Origin of the sequence: Desulfobaculum sp. SPO524, assembly GCF_044987625.1 — a bacterium.
Taxonomy (GTDB): domain Bacteria; phylum Desulfobacterota; class Desulfovibrionia; order Desulfovibrionales; family Desulfovibrionaceae; genus Desulfobaculum.
In genome coordinates, this window is sequence record NZ_JBJDSB010000002.1 from 1,253,286 (window position 1) to 1,270,362 (window position 17,077).

Genomic DNA, 17,077 nt, shown 5'->3' on the forward strand with positions numbered 1-17,077 from the left:
ACACGCCCCTAGTCATCTAAATTAACAAATTGGTCCAAAAGCAAAAGAAACTCACCGAAGTTCGTATAAAAGTCTTCGTTTATACTTTCATTTGAAACAGATTCGTCCAATTGATGGTTATAAACATCATTCAATTTTTTTGTGCTACTCGTCATTCCTATCCAGCATAATCCATGGGCGCTGGACACAGCCATCGCTGCAGGCAATGCACTTTCAAAAAGATGAAGCGCCTCAGAAAAATGCTGTAGATACAGATTCACGGCCAACAATGATACACGCTTCTCCTGCACTTCACTCTGCAACTCTTTAATATTACGACTAGATTTCAATTTTATATCACTAAGTGCTACATTTTTACACCACCCACAAACGTTCTCTTTCTTGGCCTCCAGTATGTAACAGACAACATGCAACAAGCACTTCTTTATTTTCCGTTTCCTTCTGTTTTCTGGATTTAAAACCAAAAAGTACGTAAAAATCATGCTAACCAAAAAACCTGCACCCAATGTAAACGCCACGGTATTCCCGTATTCAAACCTGGAAAAAAAAGCTGTAAAACGTCCAAGACCATCAACCACAGGATCAGGTGAAGCCTTAACCATCACAAAAACACTAAATAAAACCATCCCCCAGACCCCAATGTGGCGAACAGTGCTCCACCTGTGCTCCTTAGCTGCGAGGCCTCGAATTTCATCATACTGCATTTACATTTTCCTATTTTTTCAGTCTCAAACTCAGGCCTTAACGATTCATAACAGAAATTACCGACACAACAAAAAGTAGACGATGCTTATCGCAAACTGACAAGCCCCCACTAAGTCAACACAAGACACAAATCAATAAATTTAACAGACCAAAAGACATACACACCCAGGACAGATACCTATAAAATAAAAATCAACATTAAACACTTCGCGTGACTTCTATTGCAAAAGTGACGCATTTGCATCCTGTTTTAACCAATTTTCTTTATTGGTCATCTTGATGCAAGCAAAATAACTCTCATAATCCAACTTCTAAAGAAAATCCTACAAGAACACCCCCCCCCTCACACCAACTCCTCCGGCACCCCGACAACATCAATAAGCTGACGCCGTCGTTCCGGCGTCAGCTTTTCTGTTTTGGCCACGAGGACTTTTCCGGGCCAGGTGTGGTGGACGCCAAGTTGGGTGGCGATATCTTTGAAGGTGAGGCCTTGGTCGCGCATCCAGAGTTCAAGGCGTTTTGCTTTGGGGACTCCAGGGCCGAGGTTGAGGGGGAGGGTTGGGCGTTTGATTCTGCGTCCCATGGCTGCTCTCCTGGATTGGGGGCTTGCCGATGCCTTGGCGGGCCACGTTGATCATTTGGATAAAGATGGCGTCTAGCGCCTCGCGTTTGCCTTCTGCGGTGGCGTTTTCGTCGGCGTAGATGTCTCTGGCCATACGTCTGAGCAGCGCGAGGGCTCTGGCCGCTCTGTCCATGGCCTGCAGGTCCGGCGGAAGCTCCACGCGTGCGCCCGTACCCCGCAGTCCTGCGCGCTGTTTGATGCTGTTGATCGTGCGCTTTCGTTGATTGTAGCGCTTGTAGAAGACTTCGATGGAGCGCGTGCTGGTCGTGGGGAAACGCCGTGCCATTCCCCTGATGCCGGGGAGATCCTGCCAGCCGTGTTTGGGCGCTGGCGGGGCTTCAACCACTCCCGCCGTCTCCAGCAGCGCGTCCAGCCCTTCGAGCGAAAGCCGCCCCAGCCCGCCCGTGAGCGAGCGCACCAGGTTGTCCATCTTGGCGGGGTTCGCGGCTTCCTGCAGCCACGGGATGCGGTGCATGGCCCTCGCCAGCAGCTTGAGCGTCTCGGGCGTGTGCGTGCTGTATTGCAGCACCGGCTCCAGCGCTTCCTTCCCGCGCGGCACGGTCGGACGGTCGAAGAACCAGTTTCGCCCGGCCCACCATTCCACAAAGGGCGTGAGGCCCGTTGGCATGATTCCCGGCCACAGACTTTCCAGCAGCGCCCTGCCCGCCTCTGTCAGGCCTTCCGGATCTTCCTTGTCCATCCAGTCCAGAACCATTTCCGGAAAGCTTCCGAACAAAATCCCCGGCGCGTGGGGCTTGGGCAGGCTTACGACGTAGGGTTTCGCGCCGGTTGGCCGAACCACAACGTTCCAGAACAGGATCCGCCGCCACGCCTTCAGCTCCTGATAAATGGGATCGTCCTTTTGCGTGAGCCAGAGCAGAATACTCGGCAGCGTAATACCCATGAACGCCCGCGACGCGTAGCGTTTCGGGTTCTTCCGCATTGCCCGCACCATGCGGTCCGTGCCGCCCACCGTGGCCCGCCAGAACGCCACCAGCATGTTCATGGCCAGCGTTTTGGCGCCGCCGCGTGAGAAGTCGATCGTAAGATCCCGCGCGGCGATTCCGGCCTCAAGATGCCCTCGCCCGCTGGCGTCCCGCTTGGTGCGCGCGTCAAAATCCGCCACGCGCGTGGCCTCTTCCGTGGCTTCGGAGAACGCCCTGAGCAGCTCGATGGGATGCGTGATGAGATGCTTGACCTGCTTTGTCCTATCCGCCAGCAGGTGGTCGAGGTTCTTGGAGAGATAGTCCCTGTCCAGCGATACCAGCGCCCCGTGTGCCCCGCCACTGGCGTAAAAACGCTTGTAGGCATCGTCACGCCCCATCACATGGAACAGGCCCTTCATCATGGAATAGTACGGGACGTGGAGTTCCTCGGAATTGAGGAAGGCCTCAAAGGTATCGCGCCCCGGATTGCGCAGCGCAAACTCCGGCGCCAGTGTGGCCCCGGCCCGCAGGATGGACGCCGGCAGCGCCAGAATCCGAAGCAGCAGGCTCGGCGCCTCGGGATTGAGGCCCTGCACGGCCTTGTACATCTCGTCGTCCAGCTCCACGAGGTACGGCCTGCCCTTGCTGTAGAAAATCACCTCGCCCGGCCCGGTGCGGTGGAAGTCCGGCCGGAAGGTCTGGAAGAACTTCTGCAGCGGCTCCAAATCATCAAAGGTGAGGCCGCGCTCCTTGAGCACTTTCTGGACGCCCTCGATGCCGAATTCTTCGAGAAAGTCCTGCGCGGTGACGATTTTGATGACCTCATCTATGGCGTCCACGTCCTCCACCAGCTCGCCCACCACGTCAAAATAGTCGCCCAGCTTGCCGCGCATCATGCTGAGCATATCCAACAGCTGGCGCAGCGCCTCGCGCGTTTCCACGCGGTTGACCTTGGTGTGCAGGGGCTTTGCCTCAATCTTCACCCCAAGGCCCTCAATCAGCGTCAGCTCCAAAAGCGCCCGGCCCACGCGGTTGCGCTCGGCCACGTTCATGAACGCGAAGGTGTTTTTGAGGATGGATTCCGTGGGCGGGATGATATCGCGCGAGCTACCCTTCAGCCGCTTCACCGGCGAGAACAGCCCACCAAAGCGGCGGCGCGACGTCCCGGCCGATGCTGGCGTTTCGCGCTCCATGACGCGGTGCAGGGGCGTGTAGAACAGATTCTTCTTGCGGATGAACGCCGCCGACTCCGCAGACATACGCCCGCTGTCCACAAGCAGGTCCAGAAGCGAATTGCAGTACGCTTCCAGCTCCTCCGCCGCTTGGACGACCTCCGGGTGCGCCTCGCGGATTTCCGCCTCCGCGTTGCCCCAGACCGGTTGCGGGATGATGTTCTTAAAGCCCGAATGCACGCGGGCATCCGCCCGGGCCCGGCGCGCGACAAGGTAAGCGTCCAAAAGCCGCCGCAGGCCCTTTTGCTCGACAGGGAGCAGGATTTCGCGCAGGGACGGGCCTGTGACCGTGTAGCCGTCCGCGTCCATGCGGAACGTGCCCCACTTGAGGAAGTGCTCAGCCTTGCCCACCCAGCCCCGCAGCGCCCACGCCAGCAGGTACGGATCCTTACGCGGATCGAGCTTGGCGCCGCGCCGTTTGGCGGCCATATCCGAGAGCACCTTGAACGGGTGCAGCTCGTCCACAACCTGCGTGTAGAGGTCATTGAATGTCGGGAACCACCGGCGTTTTCGGTCGCCGCGATGGTCAATGACGGACAGCACCTTGGCCACATCCGGCTGCGCCATCCACGCCTCCCACTGTTGGCGCACGTGGGCGAGCAGGTTTTGCAGATCCGGCTGCTTGGCGAGGTTGGTCTCGAAAAGCGCGCAGAACCCCGGCGCTTCCTCACGCGCCACGGCCTCATTGGTGATCCACAGCCGCACAAACTCCGCAAAGCCCTCACAGTCGAGGTCTGTTGCGCCATCGTAGGCAAGCAGCTGCACTTCTGTCGGCATCACGGCGGGCAGTTCCATGAGCTGCCATTCCTGAATGTGGTGCGCGATTTCGTGGGCGGCCACTTCCACGTCGTTGGCCTGCAGGAGCCGCACGACCTGCGGGCGAATCTTGTAGACGCCCGCACGCGGCCAGCGCACCCCGCCAACGCGAATGGGGATGCCAAGCCCCTTAGCCATGGCGGCGATGATGGATGAGCGCCGCACGGGATCCTCCAGCGCGGGCGTGGTCGCGATGCCCGACGGGATGGGTCTGCGCGGGGCCGTGGTCCGGCCAAGGGCGGCGCGCTGCTCTGGTGGTGCGCCCTTCCCCTTCTCCGGTCCAGCTGGCGGTTTGGCAGATGGCTTGGCAGGCGGCAGCACATCTTTCGGGGTCTTGGGCGTTGCGAATGCGCGAAAGGCCTTGCTCTGCGACGTCGCCAGCCCCGGCAAGGCCTGCACCTCACCAAGGGCCATGCCCGCATGATGCGCGTAGCTCTTCCACGCGGCCTCAAACTCGCGGGGCTTCATGTAGCGCAGGGCGTAAAGCAGCGCCTGCACCACACGATCCTGCTTGGCGGGGTTGTCCTCGCCCATGAGGCTACCGGTGTTCAGGAAGGCGGACAGGGAATCGTGTGTGCTGGCGCGGAAATCCACGAACAGCTCCAAGGCCTGCCGGAACTGGGGGATGATGTTCCAGTCGCTGCCAAGGGCCATGATGCGCGCGGCGGAAGGAATAATGCGGTCCACATATTTCACGATGCTGGCGGGCAAGCGCTGGACCAGCTCGTAATCGTCCACGACCACGCCGCGCAAAACGCGCTCCACGTGGGCCTTGCCCTCTTCGTTCAGCCGCCCGTCCGGAGCGCGCAGGCGGCCGGCCTGCGTCTTTTCCAGCGCGCCGTCCTCAATGAGCTGGTCCACCAGAATCCGCGAATGCGGGGAATCGAAATACTGGCGCAGGGTATCGACATCGTGCATGGCGCTGCCGATGTGCTGCCACGTGCGCGGGGAGATAAACCGTGCGGCGGAGACGCCCTCGGCGCGCGAGTCCACGGCCTGCTTGAAGTCCCGGTTGAAGGTGCTGATAAGGCGCGGCGCCTTGCGCGGGCCCACGTCGTCCGTGAGCATCCGCACCAGCACCGGCTGCTTCATGGCCGCGACGTCCTCAGCCGACAGGCCCACCAAATCGGCCCGCGCGGTAAGGGCGTCGCGGTAGGCGGTGGCGGCTTCGGGATGGTCGCCGTAGACGCGCTCCAGAATCATGGCCCGTGAATTGCCGCCCAGCACAACGCCGCGCGCGTCCACCACCGGCGGGCCATGCACGGCGTCCACGGCCTCGCTTACCACAAAGGCCGGGTCAAAGACGTCCGCCTGGGCGCGCTCCAGAACCTTCTCCTGCTCGCCTGTGTCACGGTGATAGGGGCGCTCGTTTTCGTAGGGATAGGCGGGGTTGCGCTGGAATCCGCTCTGCGGCAGATGCGAGGCGGTTACGTCTTCGAGCTCGACGAGGGCGTAGACGGCGCGCTCTTGTCCGCCCGGGTGGCGGATGGTGACGCCTGCTCCGCGTCGACCTGCCGCGACTTCTCCTGAAACAGCAGTTTCCCCAGCGCCTTCCCGGTCATTGTGGTCCAGTCCAGCGTGCTGAGATCCTTGGATGCGTTCGTCATGGCCAAACTCCTTGTCGAGGATTGCCGTGATGCCGTCGTAAAAGCCGTACTCGCCGGGATTCAGGCCATGGGCGCGGAACACCTCGGCCCGCGCGTCCTTGCTCATGTCCTGCAGCTCGCGGCTGCGCAGGGTGCGTGGGTCCTGTTCCGGCGCCACGTCCGGCTGTTGGGGCGTTGACGGCTCGTTCTCCAGCGCGGCGCGCACGTCTTCCACGCCCCAACTTTCGGGGTTGGTATAGGTGGCGACGCCCTTGTCCCACTTGATGCGCGCAATATCGCCGGACACGCTGATAACGGTGCCGGTGTGTCCTTCGGCCATGCTCACGCGGCGGCCAACAAGATCGGCGGCGGAGCTTTCGCCTTCGGCCTTGCCGGAAACAGCTGGGGAAGGTTCAGGCTCAGTAGACAGCGGCTCCGCAGGTGGCGCGGCGTCAGGCTGCAACGACTCTTCCGCCGTCACAGGCTCCGGCGCCAGCCCCTCGCCGCCCTGCTCCGCTTCACCCGCCGTATTCGGCGCCGCGTTCTGGGCGTCATCGGCCACCAAAGCGCGCACCAAGTCCGCCTTCTTGCGCGTGGCGGGCGTGAGGGCGCGTTCGCGCACCAGCTTTTGGAGCACGCTGTATTTCATAGATTCGTAGGGAGTCGCAGAAGGCACCAAGTCAGCCCCCGCATGTGGAGGGACGGGGGCCGACGTGGATGAGGAAGGTGCCTCATTGGACGGGCTGAGATGGTGGGACGACGGCGGCTCCAGCTGGGGAGGAGAGAGCGCGCCGTCTGGTGCCGCGTCCGAGGCTTCTTCTATAATTGCGTGCGCAGTGTTTTGTCCAGCCTTTTCTGACGTATCCACTCCAGAACCCTGAGGATACTCGGCGTCGTCAAGCTCCGGGCGTAGGCGAACGCGTTGGGTGCGCAGCGCGGCCTCGCGTTCCAAAACCCGCGCGGCGCCAGCTAGCCGGGCGTCCTTGGGATCCTGCCGCGCCAGTTCGCGGACGTTGTTGCGGATGGCCTCGAAGACCTCATCCGGCAGCTCGCCAAGGCGCCCTTCGCGCGCGGCGTCCTCCACAAGGCGCGAGGCCTTGCGTCCGGTGAGTTTGCGCTCTGCCGCATCAAAGACGGCCTTGCCCGCCCAGGTGCCACCGCCAAGGACCGTGGTCAGCAAAACGGTCTGGGGCGCCACCTCGCGCAGCGCCTCCAGCCACGAGATATCCGGCACGCGCGGGTCCACGGCCTGCTCAATGGGGTTTTGCCCCTTCTGGGTGATGGTTTCGGAGACGAGCTCCTCGCCGTACACACCGCCCACCTTGCCCAGCACCCGCGCGGCAAGGCTTTTGCCAATCATTCGCTTCAGCGGCGTGATGAGCAGCTTCAACCCAACAGCGCTGCCGATGGCCTCGGGGAGCGCCTCCCACAGGCCGTATTCCACGGCTTTGGCGTCAAACTCCTCGCGGGCGGCGTTCCATTCCTCTTGGGTCAGCGGCTGCGCTTTTTTCCCGGCCGCCTTGGCCTCTTGGGCCTTCTGCTCCTGCAGGGCGTCGCGGTAACGGGAGACGATATCATCCTTAGCCATGCGAAAGGCTGCGGCGCCGGACGCGGACGTCCCGGCCAACCACGCGCCGGGGCGCGCTCCGGGGACCGGGGCCAGGGCAACCGGCACACCAGCGCCAAGGCCCGCGCCCATGCTGGTCAGGGAAAATCCGAGGTTTCGCGGGAACTGCGCCACATCGCGCACGGTGATGCCGGGCAGGAACTCCGCGCCGGAGCCGTAGCGCTGGGCGTAGTCCTCGCCCCGCTGGCGCACGCGGCGGATAAAGGCGTCCACCGCGCCCTCCTCGTGGTCAATATCCCCGCCGCGCCACGCGCTGGCCATGGCGGCTGCCGTCTCCTCCGGCACGCGCGCAAAGGAGCGGCCAAACACCGACAGGCCGCCCAGAAAGTCCGTCTCGGGCTCCCTTTTCCGCCGCTCGCCGGGCTGTGGGCGGGTGAGGATGGCGTCCGGGATGGGCACCAGCATCTCATCCACGCGCCGGGCTTCCTCGTCCGTCAGGCCCGGCCCTGTGGGCTTTGCGCCGGTCATGCCGGACATAACGGAGCCGGGCAGGTCGTCCACCGGCGGCGTTGGCGGATTGCCGGGAATGCCCACGGCGCGCCCGGAAAAGTCCGGGGCATTGCGCTGGGCCACAATGCGCGGATCCTCCGGCGTCATGCCGCGCACGGCCTCGTCCGTAATGCTGGGCCCCCTGCCTACGCCAAGCAGCTCCCCCAGCGTGCCAAGGAAGGTGTCGCCTGGCTCCGGCGGTGGCGGCTCTTTGGGCGCGTACTTATCGATGTAGCGCTGAAACTGCGGCGTGATGGCGTCAATGGCCGGGGAGAAGCTGGCGTCAGCGGGCTTTTGCGGCTGGTCTCGATACGCTTTTCCCCTCATCGCCCACCCTCCTGCGCGGCCACAAGCCCGCCCGGCAGACCGCCTTCACCGGGGTACAGGATGCCCTTGATTTCGTCGTAGGACAGGACGCCCTCGGCCAGCAGGTCAATTTCCATCTCACGCCGGGCCGCGCCCCAGTTGGGGCCGGTGGCCTGTCGCACGCGCTCTACTTCGGCGTGCACGCCCTCCAGCACGCGGCGGCGCATGTCGTCGCCCACCTGCACGCCCGTGGCCTGCCGCGCCTTGGCCTGCAGCTGGTTCACGGCGATAAGATCGCGCATAGCTCCGGCGCTGCCGCCCTTGGCCCTCGCCGCCATATCCGCCAGCGCATCCTCCACGCCCTGCGTGTTGAAGGTGTAGCCGCCCTGCCCGTCCGGCACCATCAGCGGTTGCCCGCGCTCGCCGTAGCCCTCAAGGTGCATGGCCATAGCCCCGCGCAAATCGCTCACCTTGGGCGCGGCCTGCGGCTGGCCGGAGAGCGGCTGAAAGCGTCCGCCCTCGGCCACGCCAAGGGTGCCGTCACCGGCCTTCAAAATCTTTGGCGCATCGTCCTGCTTGGGCTCGGGCTGACCCTTGATGAGGGAGAACACGCCGCCCTCAACCGTGCCAAGGCTCCCGTCGCTGGCGCGGAGCACTTTGGGCGCTTTGGCCTGCTGGCGAGTCAGCGCCGAGTCATAGACCGGGCCGGAGTAGCCGTCCAAACTGTCGCTGTAGACCGGCAGCCCCCGCGCGTCGCGGCCAATCTCCTCGCGCGGCTCGCTCCCGGCCAGAATCTGCACGCGCAGGCCGCCGGGCGCGCCCTCGTCTGGCACCACAACGCCCTGCCCCCGTCCGGGGACGTTAACCACTTGCGGGGCGCTCTTTTTCATCTTCCCGGCAAGCACCGTGGTCAGCCACGTTTTGGGGTCTGTGGCCGCCGGTACCACGCGCTGCATCAGGTCCTCCCGGCCGGAAAAGCGAAACTCCGACGCCGGGTCGTATTCCTTGGTGCGCCCCTGATCCACCATGCGGTAGCCTTTGAAGGTAATGGCGCCGGTCTGCGGGTCCTCGGTGTAGTCGTAGCCGAGGTCATTGGGGAAAAGGTCAGTCCCCAGCTTCGCCACCACGGCTGGGTCGCCGCCGGAAAGGATAAGCGCCTTGGCAAATTCGCCCTGCCGCTGTGCTTCCTCGCGCAGTTCGCGCTGGGAGAGGAGTTCCTCCATCTGAAACTCCCGCGCCGCGTTGTCCGCGCGAAGCTGCGGCAAGCGCGCGCCAAGATTCACGCCCCGTTCCAGCCCCTCGCTTGCGCTGTCCCAAAATCCCATGGCTCACCCCCCTTACAGCAAAAGACTCATCAACCCGATGCCAGCGGCCTGCCCGCCCACATTGCCAAGGAATCCGCCAATCCCGGCCCCACCGCTTTGCGAGGACGACTGCGACTGCGTGCGGGTGCCGGCGTTCAGCGCGGCAAGGGCACGGTCTGCGGGGTTGCCCACGGGCAGGCCCGGCAAGCCGCCGGCCTGATACGGCATGGCCCCGCCAGCGCCGGTGCTGGTGCTCGCGACGCCCGGCAGCCCGGACGCGCGACCACGCATGCTCATGGCGGTGGCCAGCTTGGACCACGCTTTGTCGTCCTCGCCAACGCGCGCGGCGGTGCGCGCTCCGGCTGTGGTGCGCGCCCGGTCCCGCGCAATGGTGGACAGCATGGAGCCGGAGCTGGCCCCGCTGCGCCCAGCGGCCCGGCGCGCCGCGCCTTCCGTGCCCTTGTATGCTGCGGCAACGTCTGCGCTGGCCCGGCCCATAGCGCCAAGGGTGTCCGGCCCTTTGGCGGCCTGTGCGTAGAAGGCGTCCGCCACGGGGCGCGCCCGCTCCATCTCCGCCAGCTGCTCCGAAACCAGCGCCTCCTTCACCGGGCGCCCCAGCTCTAGATCAAAAAGCGTTTCCTCAAGGCCCGCCTGCGCCACGCGGCGGCGCAGAGGGAGTAGCTCGCGCTGGGTGGCCAGCTCCTCCGTGGTCAGGCCCTGCCGCTCAGGCAGCACGGCCAGATTCGCGTTGGCGAGCTCGCGCTCGTAGGGCAAAAAGTGCTCCTTGTAGAGCGCAAGCTGTTCCTCGCTCAGGGTGGCGAGCTTGCGCGCGGCCTCGGGATCCACCGCGTTGATGGTGGTTGTGCTCTCGTATCCGCTATTGCCAACGCTCATGTCAGGCCCTCCAAATATGCGCCAAGGGTTTCATCGTGCACCATGCGCCGCACCTGCGGACCAACGCTGCGCATGTAGTCATACCCGCCGATAAGCCCGGCGCACTGGATGATGACGTCGCCCAGTACGTCGCGCAGGACAAAGGCCACGGTGCGGTCGTGGTCCGTGCCGCGCTCCAGCTCGTTGGCGTCCAGCCAGCACGTGATGTAGCAGCGCATGAGCGGCTGGAGCATGGCCCGGTGGCGCCGGAAAAAGTGGTTCTCCGGGATGCCCACCAACGCCAGCCAAAAGGCTTTGCTCACGGCCTGCGGCGGCACAGCGCGGTCGCCGTCCACAAGGTCGTCCCAGATTTGGCTGAGCAGCCCCATGTCCTCCACAAGGCGCACGGCCTCCGGCTCATTCTGCAAAACGTCCGCCCAGCGGGCATATTCCTGCGTTGGCATGGCTACTCCCCTATGGCGATGATGTTCACGTCCCCGCTAGCGAGGACCGTGGCGCTGGCAAGGTGAAAGTCAAACGCGTCGAACTGGATTTCGTTGGTGACTTGGGACGGATTGGTCGCGTAGCGCCACAGCGTGGCGGAAACGGAGACGCTGGTCAGCGTCAGCGACGCCGACGCGGCGCAGTTGGTGAGCGAGGTGAAATCCAGCTCAAAGGACGAGGACGACAGCACCGAGCCTGCGCCGTCGCTTTCACTGCGGCTGACGGACGTGGAGCCGCCACCAAAGGTGGTGTACCACTGGCCCACGCCGGAAAGGCGCACCTCCGCGATGACGCTGGCCGCTTCGCCGTCCACCAGGGCCTGCGTCACGTCCACCTGCCCGGAAAAATTCCACGTGTAGTCCACGGACTGGACGTTCCAGCCGGACGTACTCACCGCAGGCATGGCCACGCCCGCGCTGGTGGATGTGGGCCCGCTTGAGGATGAGCCGTTCAGGCTGAGCGCCGTACCGGGACTGACCTGCGCCGTGCGCGTGGTCCACTCCTTTTCCGGCGCGGACACGGTGAAGGTGCCGCCCGCCAGCGCGCCCATGGCCTGCACCGCCAGCGCATGCGTGCCGGCGCTGAGCGAGAGGGAAAAGGCGTCATCGACAAAGTCCAGCGTGGGACCGATGGTGACGCTGCGCCACGGCTGGGCCGCGCCGTCCACCACCACGCGCCACTTTATACGCTTGGCGTAGAACGTGTTGCTGGTGCCTGTTGGCGTCACGGACTTGAGGCGCACGTGGACGGTGACGCCATCGCAGTTGGCGGGAGTGTGCACGGTGCCCGTGGCGAAGGTCGTGTTGTCCAAGGCTGAGGAGCCGGCCAGCCCCACCACCTGACTGCCGCCCGCCGGGTCCAGCGTCAGCTGCGCTACGGGCAGCACCTCCCAGAAGTCGGTGAGGCCGGACTTTTTGCGCACCTGCGCCCCAAGGTGGAAGAACTGATTCTGCCCGCTGTGCTCGCCGCTGTAGCACTGCAAATTGGCGGGGGAGACCAGCACGCTTGGCTGCGTGCGGAAGTAGCCAAGGTCCGCCCATTGGTTGTTGGGCACGGCCACAAGGTGATTCCAGTTCTTCACGTTCTTGGCGAGGCGGTGGGCGCCGTCCAGCCAGCGGTAGAAGCGCAGGTCCCCGTCCTCCAGCTGGGCAAAGTCGAAGCCCTGATTCACGCTGCCGTCTTCATTCACCGCGCCATCCGGGCCTATGAGCAGGCGCGCGTGGTTGGCGCCAACGTTGCCGGTATCCAGCAGCACGTTTCCGGCTCCGGCGTAGAGCACGCCGCCTTCGGCAAGCCGCAGCGCCGCCCGCGCGCTGATTTCGCGGCCCGTGAGAGTGCCGGCCTCCACCATTTGGGCAATGATGGTGCCGTCGCAAACCATGTCCGCCGCCAGGCCCACAGCGGGCTGCCCGGCAATGGTGCCCACGGCGAACACCGGCTTTGGCGCAAGGCCCTCCTGCGGCAGCGCCACCTTGAAGCTGTCCGCGATGATGGTGTGCACCGCGTCGTAGCGGGTGTCGTCAAAGAGCTTGGTCAGGGCCTCGTTGATGGTGGCCGGGAACACCGCCGGCGCCACGGCCCCGCCCTGCACGTCCGGTGGCGTCCACACGGAATAGCGCTCCATGTAGGACTTGGAGCGTACCCAGTAGTAGGCGTCGGCCATGGTGGAGACGGCGGTATCGCGAAACGTCGCCACCGGCTTGGTGACCACGCCCACACGCTGGGCGTCCCGGCGGTCCGGCGTCAGCGAGCGCCAGACCTCCACATGCCACAGGCGCTCGTCGTCCGGCAGCGTCCACGACAGGTGCGCCGACGCCATCTGCCGCTGCACAACAAGGTTCGTTGGCGGATTAGGCGCGCGCTCGTCGGTTTGCAGGGTGGAGAAGTTGAACATGGCGCGGGTGGACCGGGCAAAACGCGCCGGCGGCACGCCGATGGTGTCGAGGTCACGCACCAGGAGCGCGCGGTCCAAGGCAGCGCCAGAGCGCCGCCCAAGGAGCACCTCCAGCACCTCGCGAACGCGGGTGAAAAACGCGGCCTGCTCCGGGGGAAGCCCCGCCGGCACTGCCGGAAGCTGGGGAAGGAGCGTCCTCGGCTTACCCGCCACGGCACACCTCCGACACGCTCAGGCCAAGGCGCACCTCGCGCACCAGGGCCGTCCCTTCAAGGCGAATGGCGTAGCGCCGCGCCCGCGCGCCGCCCGGCAGGCGAAACACCGCGTCATCCGTGACCTCATGCGCGAAGACCTCCGCCCCGTCTTGGATGAGGGTGAAGGTCACGCTTTCCCCTGCGGCAAAGTCTCCGCGTACCTGCGCCGCGCGCGGAGTGACGGCAATGCCCGTCACAATGTCCCGGCTCTGCCACGCATACGTCAGCGGCGCGCCCTGCTTGAAGGCCTGCACAGCGGAGGCGCCGGCGGCCTCGGTGAGCAGATGGAGCGTGTCGGTCTGCGGATCCACATGCGCGCCCCACACCGCGCCCGGCAGGGCAAAGCGTTGGCATTCGCTACCGTCAAAGGCGATGCGGTAGCCGGCACCCGTGCCGCGCACAAAGGCGAGGTACGCGCCGCCATAGAGCACCGCGCACCAGTCCTGCGGCGCAAGCTCCTGCCACTGCTCCCGCGTGAATAGGGCCCGCGTCACGCACTCGCCGCTACCGCCGCGCAGCACGAACAGGCCTTCCGCACTGGCGTAGGCCACGCCGTCCGGAATATTCACAAGGCTCGCCCCGCTCACGCAGCCCTGCATAAACGGCAGCGGGCGCAGGGTCATGCTGGCCGGGTCCGCGCCCTCCAGCAGATAGGGGCGCGTGCGCGTAGCCGCCACCACAATGCCGCCCATATGCCCAAGGCCCATCACCTCGGACTCGCAAAACCGCCGGTAGTCCACGCTTCCGTCGTTTTCGCCGCGCGGAAAGGCATACGGCACGCGCGCTGGCGAAACATACAGCGTATTCCCGGCGTGCCCCACCAGCACACCGTTATCCGTGGCGATGCACCCTGCCAGCGCATCCGGCGGCGCGTCCCACCCTTCGGTTTCCAGCGCGTCTCCGGGCAAGTCGGCCTCGGCCAGCGCGTCCACATACGCGCCCTGCGTGGCGGGGATTTCGGCCACAAACAGATACGCCGCCCCGCTCGTCCCGGCCACGGTGCGGTACACGCGAATGTGCGACACCGTCAGGCCCACAAGGACCGGCAGCGCAAAGCCACTGACGCGCACGCTCTGCCCGTCAGCGACGTCCACCACCGGCGTTGGCGGCGAGGGCGCGGACTCGCGAAGGGCCGCTCCGCCCTCTCTCCACGGCGCGCACAGGGTGTAGACATAGGACGACGAACGCGCCACCTCCTCCCCGGCCTCGCCCTCCAGCTCCAGAACCGGCGCGGTCTGCGGGGCGGGGATGCCAAGGCGTAGGGTGTTATTGGGATACGTAGCCCCAGCTCCAGACGTCGCCAGAGCATGGTCGGTGAGCTGGGCGGGTCCGTCACCAAAGATAAAGATGCGCCCGGCGGTGTCCTCGGCAAAGGCGCGCACCACCGAGACAGGCGCGGTCCACGCCAGCCAGTCGCCCTCCAGCAGGAAGATGCGCCGCACGTCCCCGGCATGGGGCAAGGGCGTTGCCGCCCCAAGGCCCGCCAGCGGCGCGAGGGTGCCGCGCGCAAGGTCGCAGTTTTGAGCCAGTGCGGCGTGCTCCGGCGGCAGCAACTCCGGCGCGGCGCTGGGGATTTCGCCCCGGAAGAGGCGCGTTTGAAACAGCATTACAGCACTCCCACGCACTGGGTGAGGGGCACGCCCTCGTCGTCGTGACCGTCCGCAATAACGCGCGCCCACGCCTCCACCTCGCTCTCCCCGGCGGCGGGGATGACCACGGCGCGCGGATACTCGCTCCGGTGCCGGTCCACGGTGAAGGCCGCGCTCCGCGCCTCCAGATGCGCCATAATGCCCGCCGTGTCGCCCGCGAGTTCCGCCGGGACGTCGCCGCACCGCCATGCGCGCCCGTCTAGTTCAAACTCCACATGGAGCCGGCCTCCGTCCGGGCGCTCTCGGATACTGAGCACTTCAATCATTTCGGCCTCCTATCGCAACTGCACGCCCAGAAAGTTCAGGGCGCTGACGTCGAAGGTATTGGAGCCGGACGCGTTGATGTCGTACTGGATTCCCCCGGAGAGGTCGCAGGACGCCCAGCCGGACAGGAGCTGGGGCGCGTCGTTGGTGCGTCCGGCCACCATGCAGGCGAAGTCCGCGCTGGTGTTGGCCCCGCGCAGCAGAAAGGAAAAGTTGCCCGCACCGGCGCTGCCCGAGTCCCGGCAGTTCACGTACATAAGCACGGCCTTGGCATGGGCCGGGAGCCTGCCGCCCGCCTCGGCCTGCACGCTGGTCTGGTTCCAGCCCTCGGAGCTGAAGGTGCCGCCGTAGAGGGACGCAAAAGGCACAGGCGTTTCCAGCCACAGCACCTCGCCGGGCACAGGCTCATACGCGCCAGCGCCAAGGGAATCGGCAAGGCCAAACATGGGACAGCACGCGCTCACGTCCCCGGACGCCTGCGCCAACACAAAGCCCACGCACACCCGCGTGACGCCTTGGGTAATGGCGCGCGTCACTTCCAGCCATTCCCAATTCCCCGAGCCGGAATGCTGGGCGCTCATGGTGCTGCCGCTTGAGTCCAAAATCCGCAGGCAGGCGTGCCCGGCGACGCTGGTCTTCACCCACGCGCCAAGGGTGACGGTGCGGCCCCGGCAGTGCTGGGGCGGAACATCGGCATTGAGGACGTCCCCGGCCTGCGAGGGATGCATGATGACGCCGTACATGGCGTTGCCGGTGAGGTCCTTGCGCGTGCGCTCCACCGCAAGGGAATTGCTCTTGCCCCAGCCGTCCAGCGCCTTGGAGTTCGCCTCGGCGCAGTGGGGGACCATTTCGTAGGCGGTGCAAAAGTCGCAGGTGATGGGCCTATCCAGCGTAAAGCTCACATTCGGCGTCACGGCCACCACCTCAAAGGCGCGGCCCGCATAGGTCCCGGTGACGAAATGGACAAGGTCGCCCACGGTGATGTCGCGGGTGTTTGATGTGGTACACACGCCGCCCGATATGCCGTCCGCCATGCTGAGCGCCCCGCCAAAAGTCTTGGCCGTGGCATTGCTCCACACGCCAAAACCGGCGTTGGGGAGCAGGTTCCGTGGGCGCGCCTTGGTGGCTAACGCCGCGGCCTGCGCCTCATCGCGCGCGGCTTCGGCCCCGGTGCGGGCGGTGGCGGCATCCGTGGCGCTTTGGGCGGCGTCGCCGGCGGAGACGGCCGCGTTGCTTTCGGACAGGCCTGCGCTCTGGGCTGAATCCTGAGCGGCGGTTGCTGACGAGGACGCGGCATCAGCAAATCCTTCTGCGGCGTTGCGGGACGTCATCGCCTCATCCTTCGCCAAAACAGCCACATCCCGCGCCGTTTGCGCCGCACCCTGCGCGCTTTGCGCCCCATCTCTGGCGGCTTCGGCAAGGTTCTGGGCGTCAACAGAGGCGTCCCGCGCCGCCTGCGCCTCGCTTCGCGCCGTGACGGCGGAATCGCGCGCGGCCACAGCAGTCTCCCGCGCCCCAAGGGCTTCCCCGGCGGACAGGGCGGCTCCGTCCTCAGCGACCTGCGCCGCGTCTCTGGCGGATTCCGCCCCGGTCCGCGCGGTTTCGGCGGCGGTTTGCGCGCTGCACGCGGCGTCGCGGGCGGCGCTGGTTTCATCGCGCGCGGCAAGGACGGCGTCCGTCACCACCTGCCCCGCGCCAACGGCCTCATAGGGGCCAAGATCCGCGATATCCTCAAGGCGGCAATCGCGGTTCGGGACGCCGCAGGTCACCTTCACCGGGCGCACCATGTCGCCGGCTTGGTGCACCACAAACGCCCACTCCGTGCCCCGCCGCCCCAGCTCGTTGGGGAACACGCGCAGTACGGCGGCGCCTGCGGCGTCCGTGAAAACCTCCACATCCGCCGGGACCACCACACCCTGATACACCTCGGCAGCGGTGAGGCGCGCCGTCACCAGCGCCCCCACAACGGGCGCGCCCACGGCGTCGCTGATGGTTACGGTCACGGCAACGGTGGGTACGGGCATGG

Annotated in this window: 10 protein-coding genes; all 10 read right to left on the reverse strand. The window is 65.4% G+C overall.

From position 1 onward, the window contains the following. Nucleotides 1-8: 8 nt before the first annotated feature. The 10 genes from ACI3L3_RS11080 to ACI3L3_RS11125 all read right to left on the reverse strand — a co-directional run bounded on the left by ACI3L3_RS11080 (nucleotide 9) and on the right by ACI3L3_RS11125 (nucleotide 17,075). Entirely contained in the window at nucleotides 9-704 is a 696-nt protein-coding gene (locus tag ACI3L3_RS11080) for a hypothetical protein (RefSeq protein ID WP_404845172.1), read from the reverse strand. A gap of 344 nt (nucleotides 705-1,048) precedes the next feature. Beyond that, nucleotides 1,049-1,288 carry an XRE family transcriptional regulator gene (locus ACI3L3_RS11085; protein ID WP_404845173.1) on the reverse strand — a complete coding sequence of 80 codons (240 nt, stop codon included), beginning with the start codon at nucleotides 1,286-1,288 and terminating at the stop codon, nucleotides 1,049-1,051. Next, nucleotides 1,215-8,330, reverse strand: coding sequence for an LPD38 domain-containing protein (locus ACI3L3_RS11090; RefSeq protein ID WP_404845174.1), 7,116 nt, complete (start codon nucleotides 8,328-8,330; stop codon nucleotides 1,215-1,217). The genes ACI3L3_RS11085 and ACI3L3_RS11090 overlap by 74 nt, the downstream gene beginning before the upstream one ends. Next, nucleotides 8,327-9,634 carry a hypothetical protein gene (locus ACI3L3_RS11095; RefSeq protein ID WP_404845175.1) on the reverse strand — a complete coding sequence of 436 codons (1,308 nt, stop codon included), beginning with the start codon at nucleotides 9,632-9,634 and terminating at the stop codon, nucleotides 8,327-8,329. Before ACI3L3_RS11095 ends, ACI3L3_RS11090 begins: the two co-directional genes overlap by 4 nt. A 12-nt stretch (nucleotides 9,635-9,646) precedes the next feature. Further along, a complete protein-coding gene (locus ACI3L3_RS11100) occupies nucleotides 9,647-10,507 on the reverse strand; it encodes a hypothetical protein (RefSeq protein WP_404845176.1) in 861 nt (286 codons plus the stop codon). After that, nucleotides 10,504-10,950, reverse strand: coding sequence for a hypothetical protein (locus ACI3L3_RS11105; protein ID WP_404845177.1), 447 nt, complete (start codon nucleotides 10,948-10,950; stop codon nucleotides 10,504-10,506). Before ACI3L3_RS11105 ends, ACI3L3_RS11100 begins: the two co-directional genes overlap by 4 nt. A gap of 2 nt (nucleotides 10,951-10,952) precedes the next feature. Beyond that, nucleotides 10,953-13,097, reverse strand: a complete 2,145-nt coding sequence (locus tag ACI3L3_RS11110) for a hypothetical protein (RefSeq protein ID WP_404845178.1) — start codon at nucleotides 13,095-13,097, stop codon at nucleotides 10,953-10,955. Then, entirely contained in the window at nucleotides 13,087-14,745 is a 1,659-nt protein-coding gene (locus ACI3L3_RS11115; RefSeq protein ID WP_404845179.1) for a hypothetical protein, read from the reverse strand. Before ACI3L3_RS11115 ends, ACI3L3_RS11110 begins: the two co-directional genes overlap by 11 nt. After that, on the reverse strand, nucleotides 14,745-15,053 hold the full coding sequence (locus ACI3L3_RS11120) for a hypothetical protein (protein WP_404845180.1): 309 nt from the start codon (nucleotides 15,051-15,053) through the stop codon (nucleotides 14,745-14,747). Before ACI3L3_RS11120 ends, ACI3L3_RS11115 begins: the two co-directional genes overlap by 1 nt. A gap of 9 nt (nucleotides 15,054-15,062) precedes the next feature. Then, nucleotides 15,063-17,075 carry a hypothetical protein gene (locus ACI3L3_RS11125; RefSeq protein ID WP_404845181.1) on the reverse strand — a complete coding sequence of 671 codons (2,013 nt, stop codon included), beginning with the start codon at nucleotides 17,073-17,075 and terminating at the stop codon, nucleotides 15,063-15,065. Nucleotides 17,076-17,077 lie beyond the last annotated feature (2 nt).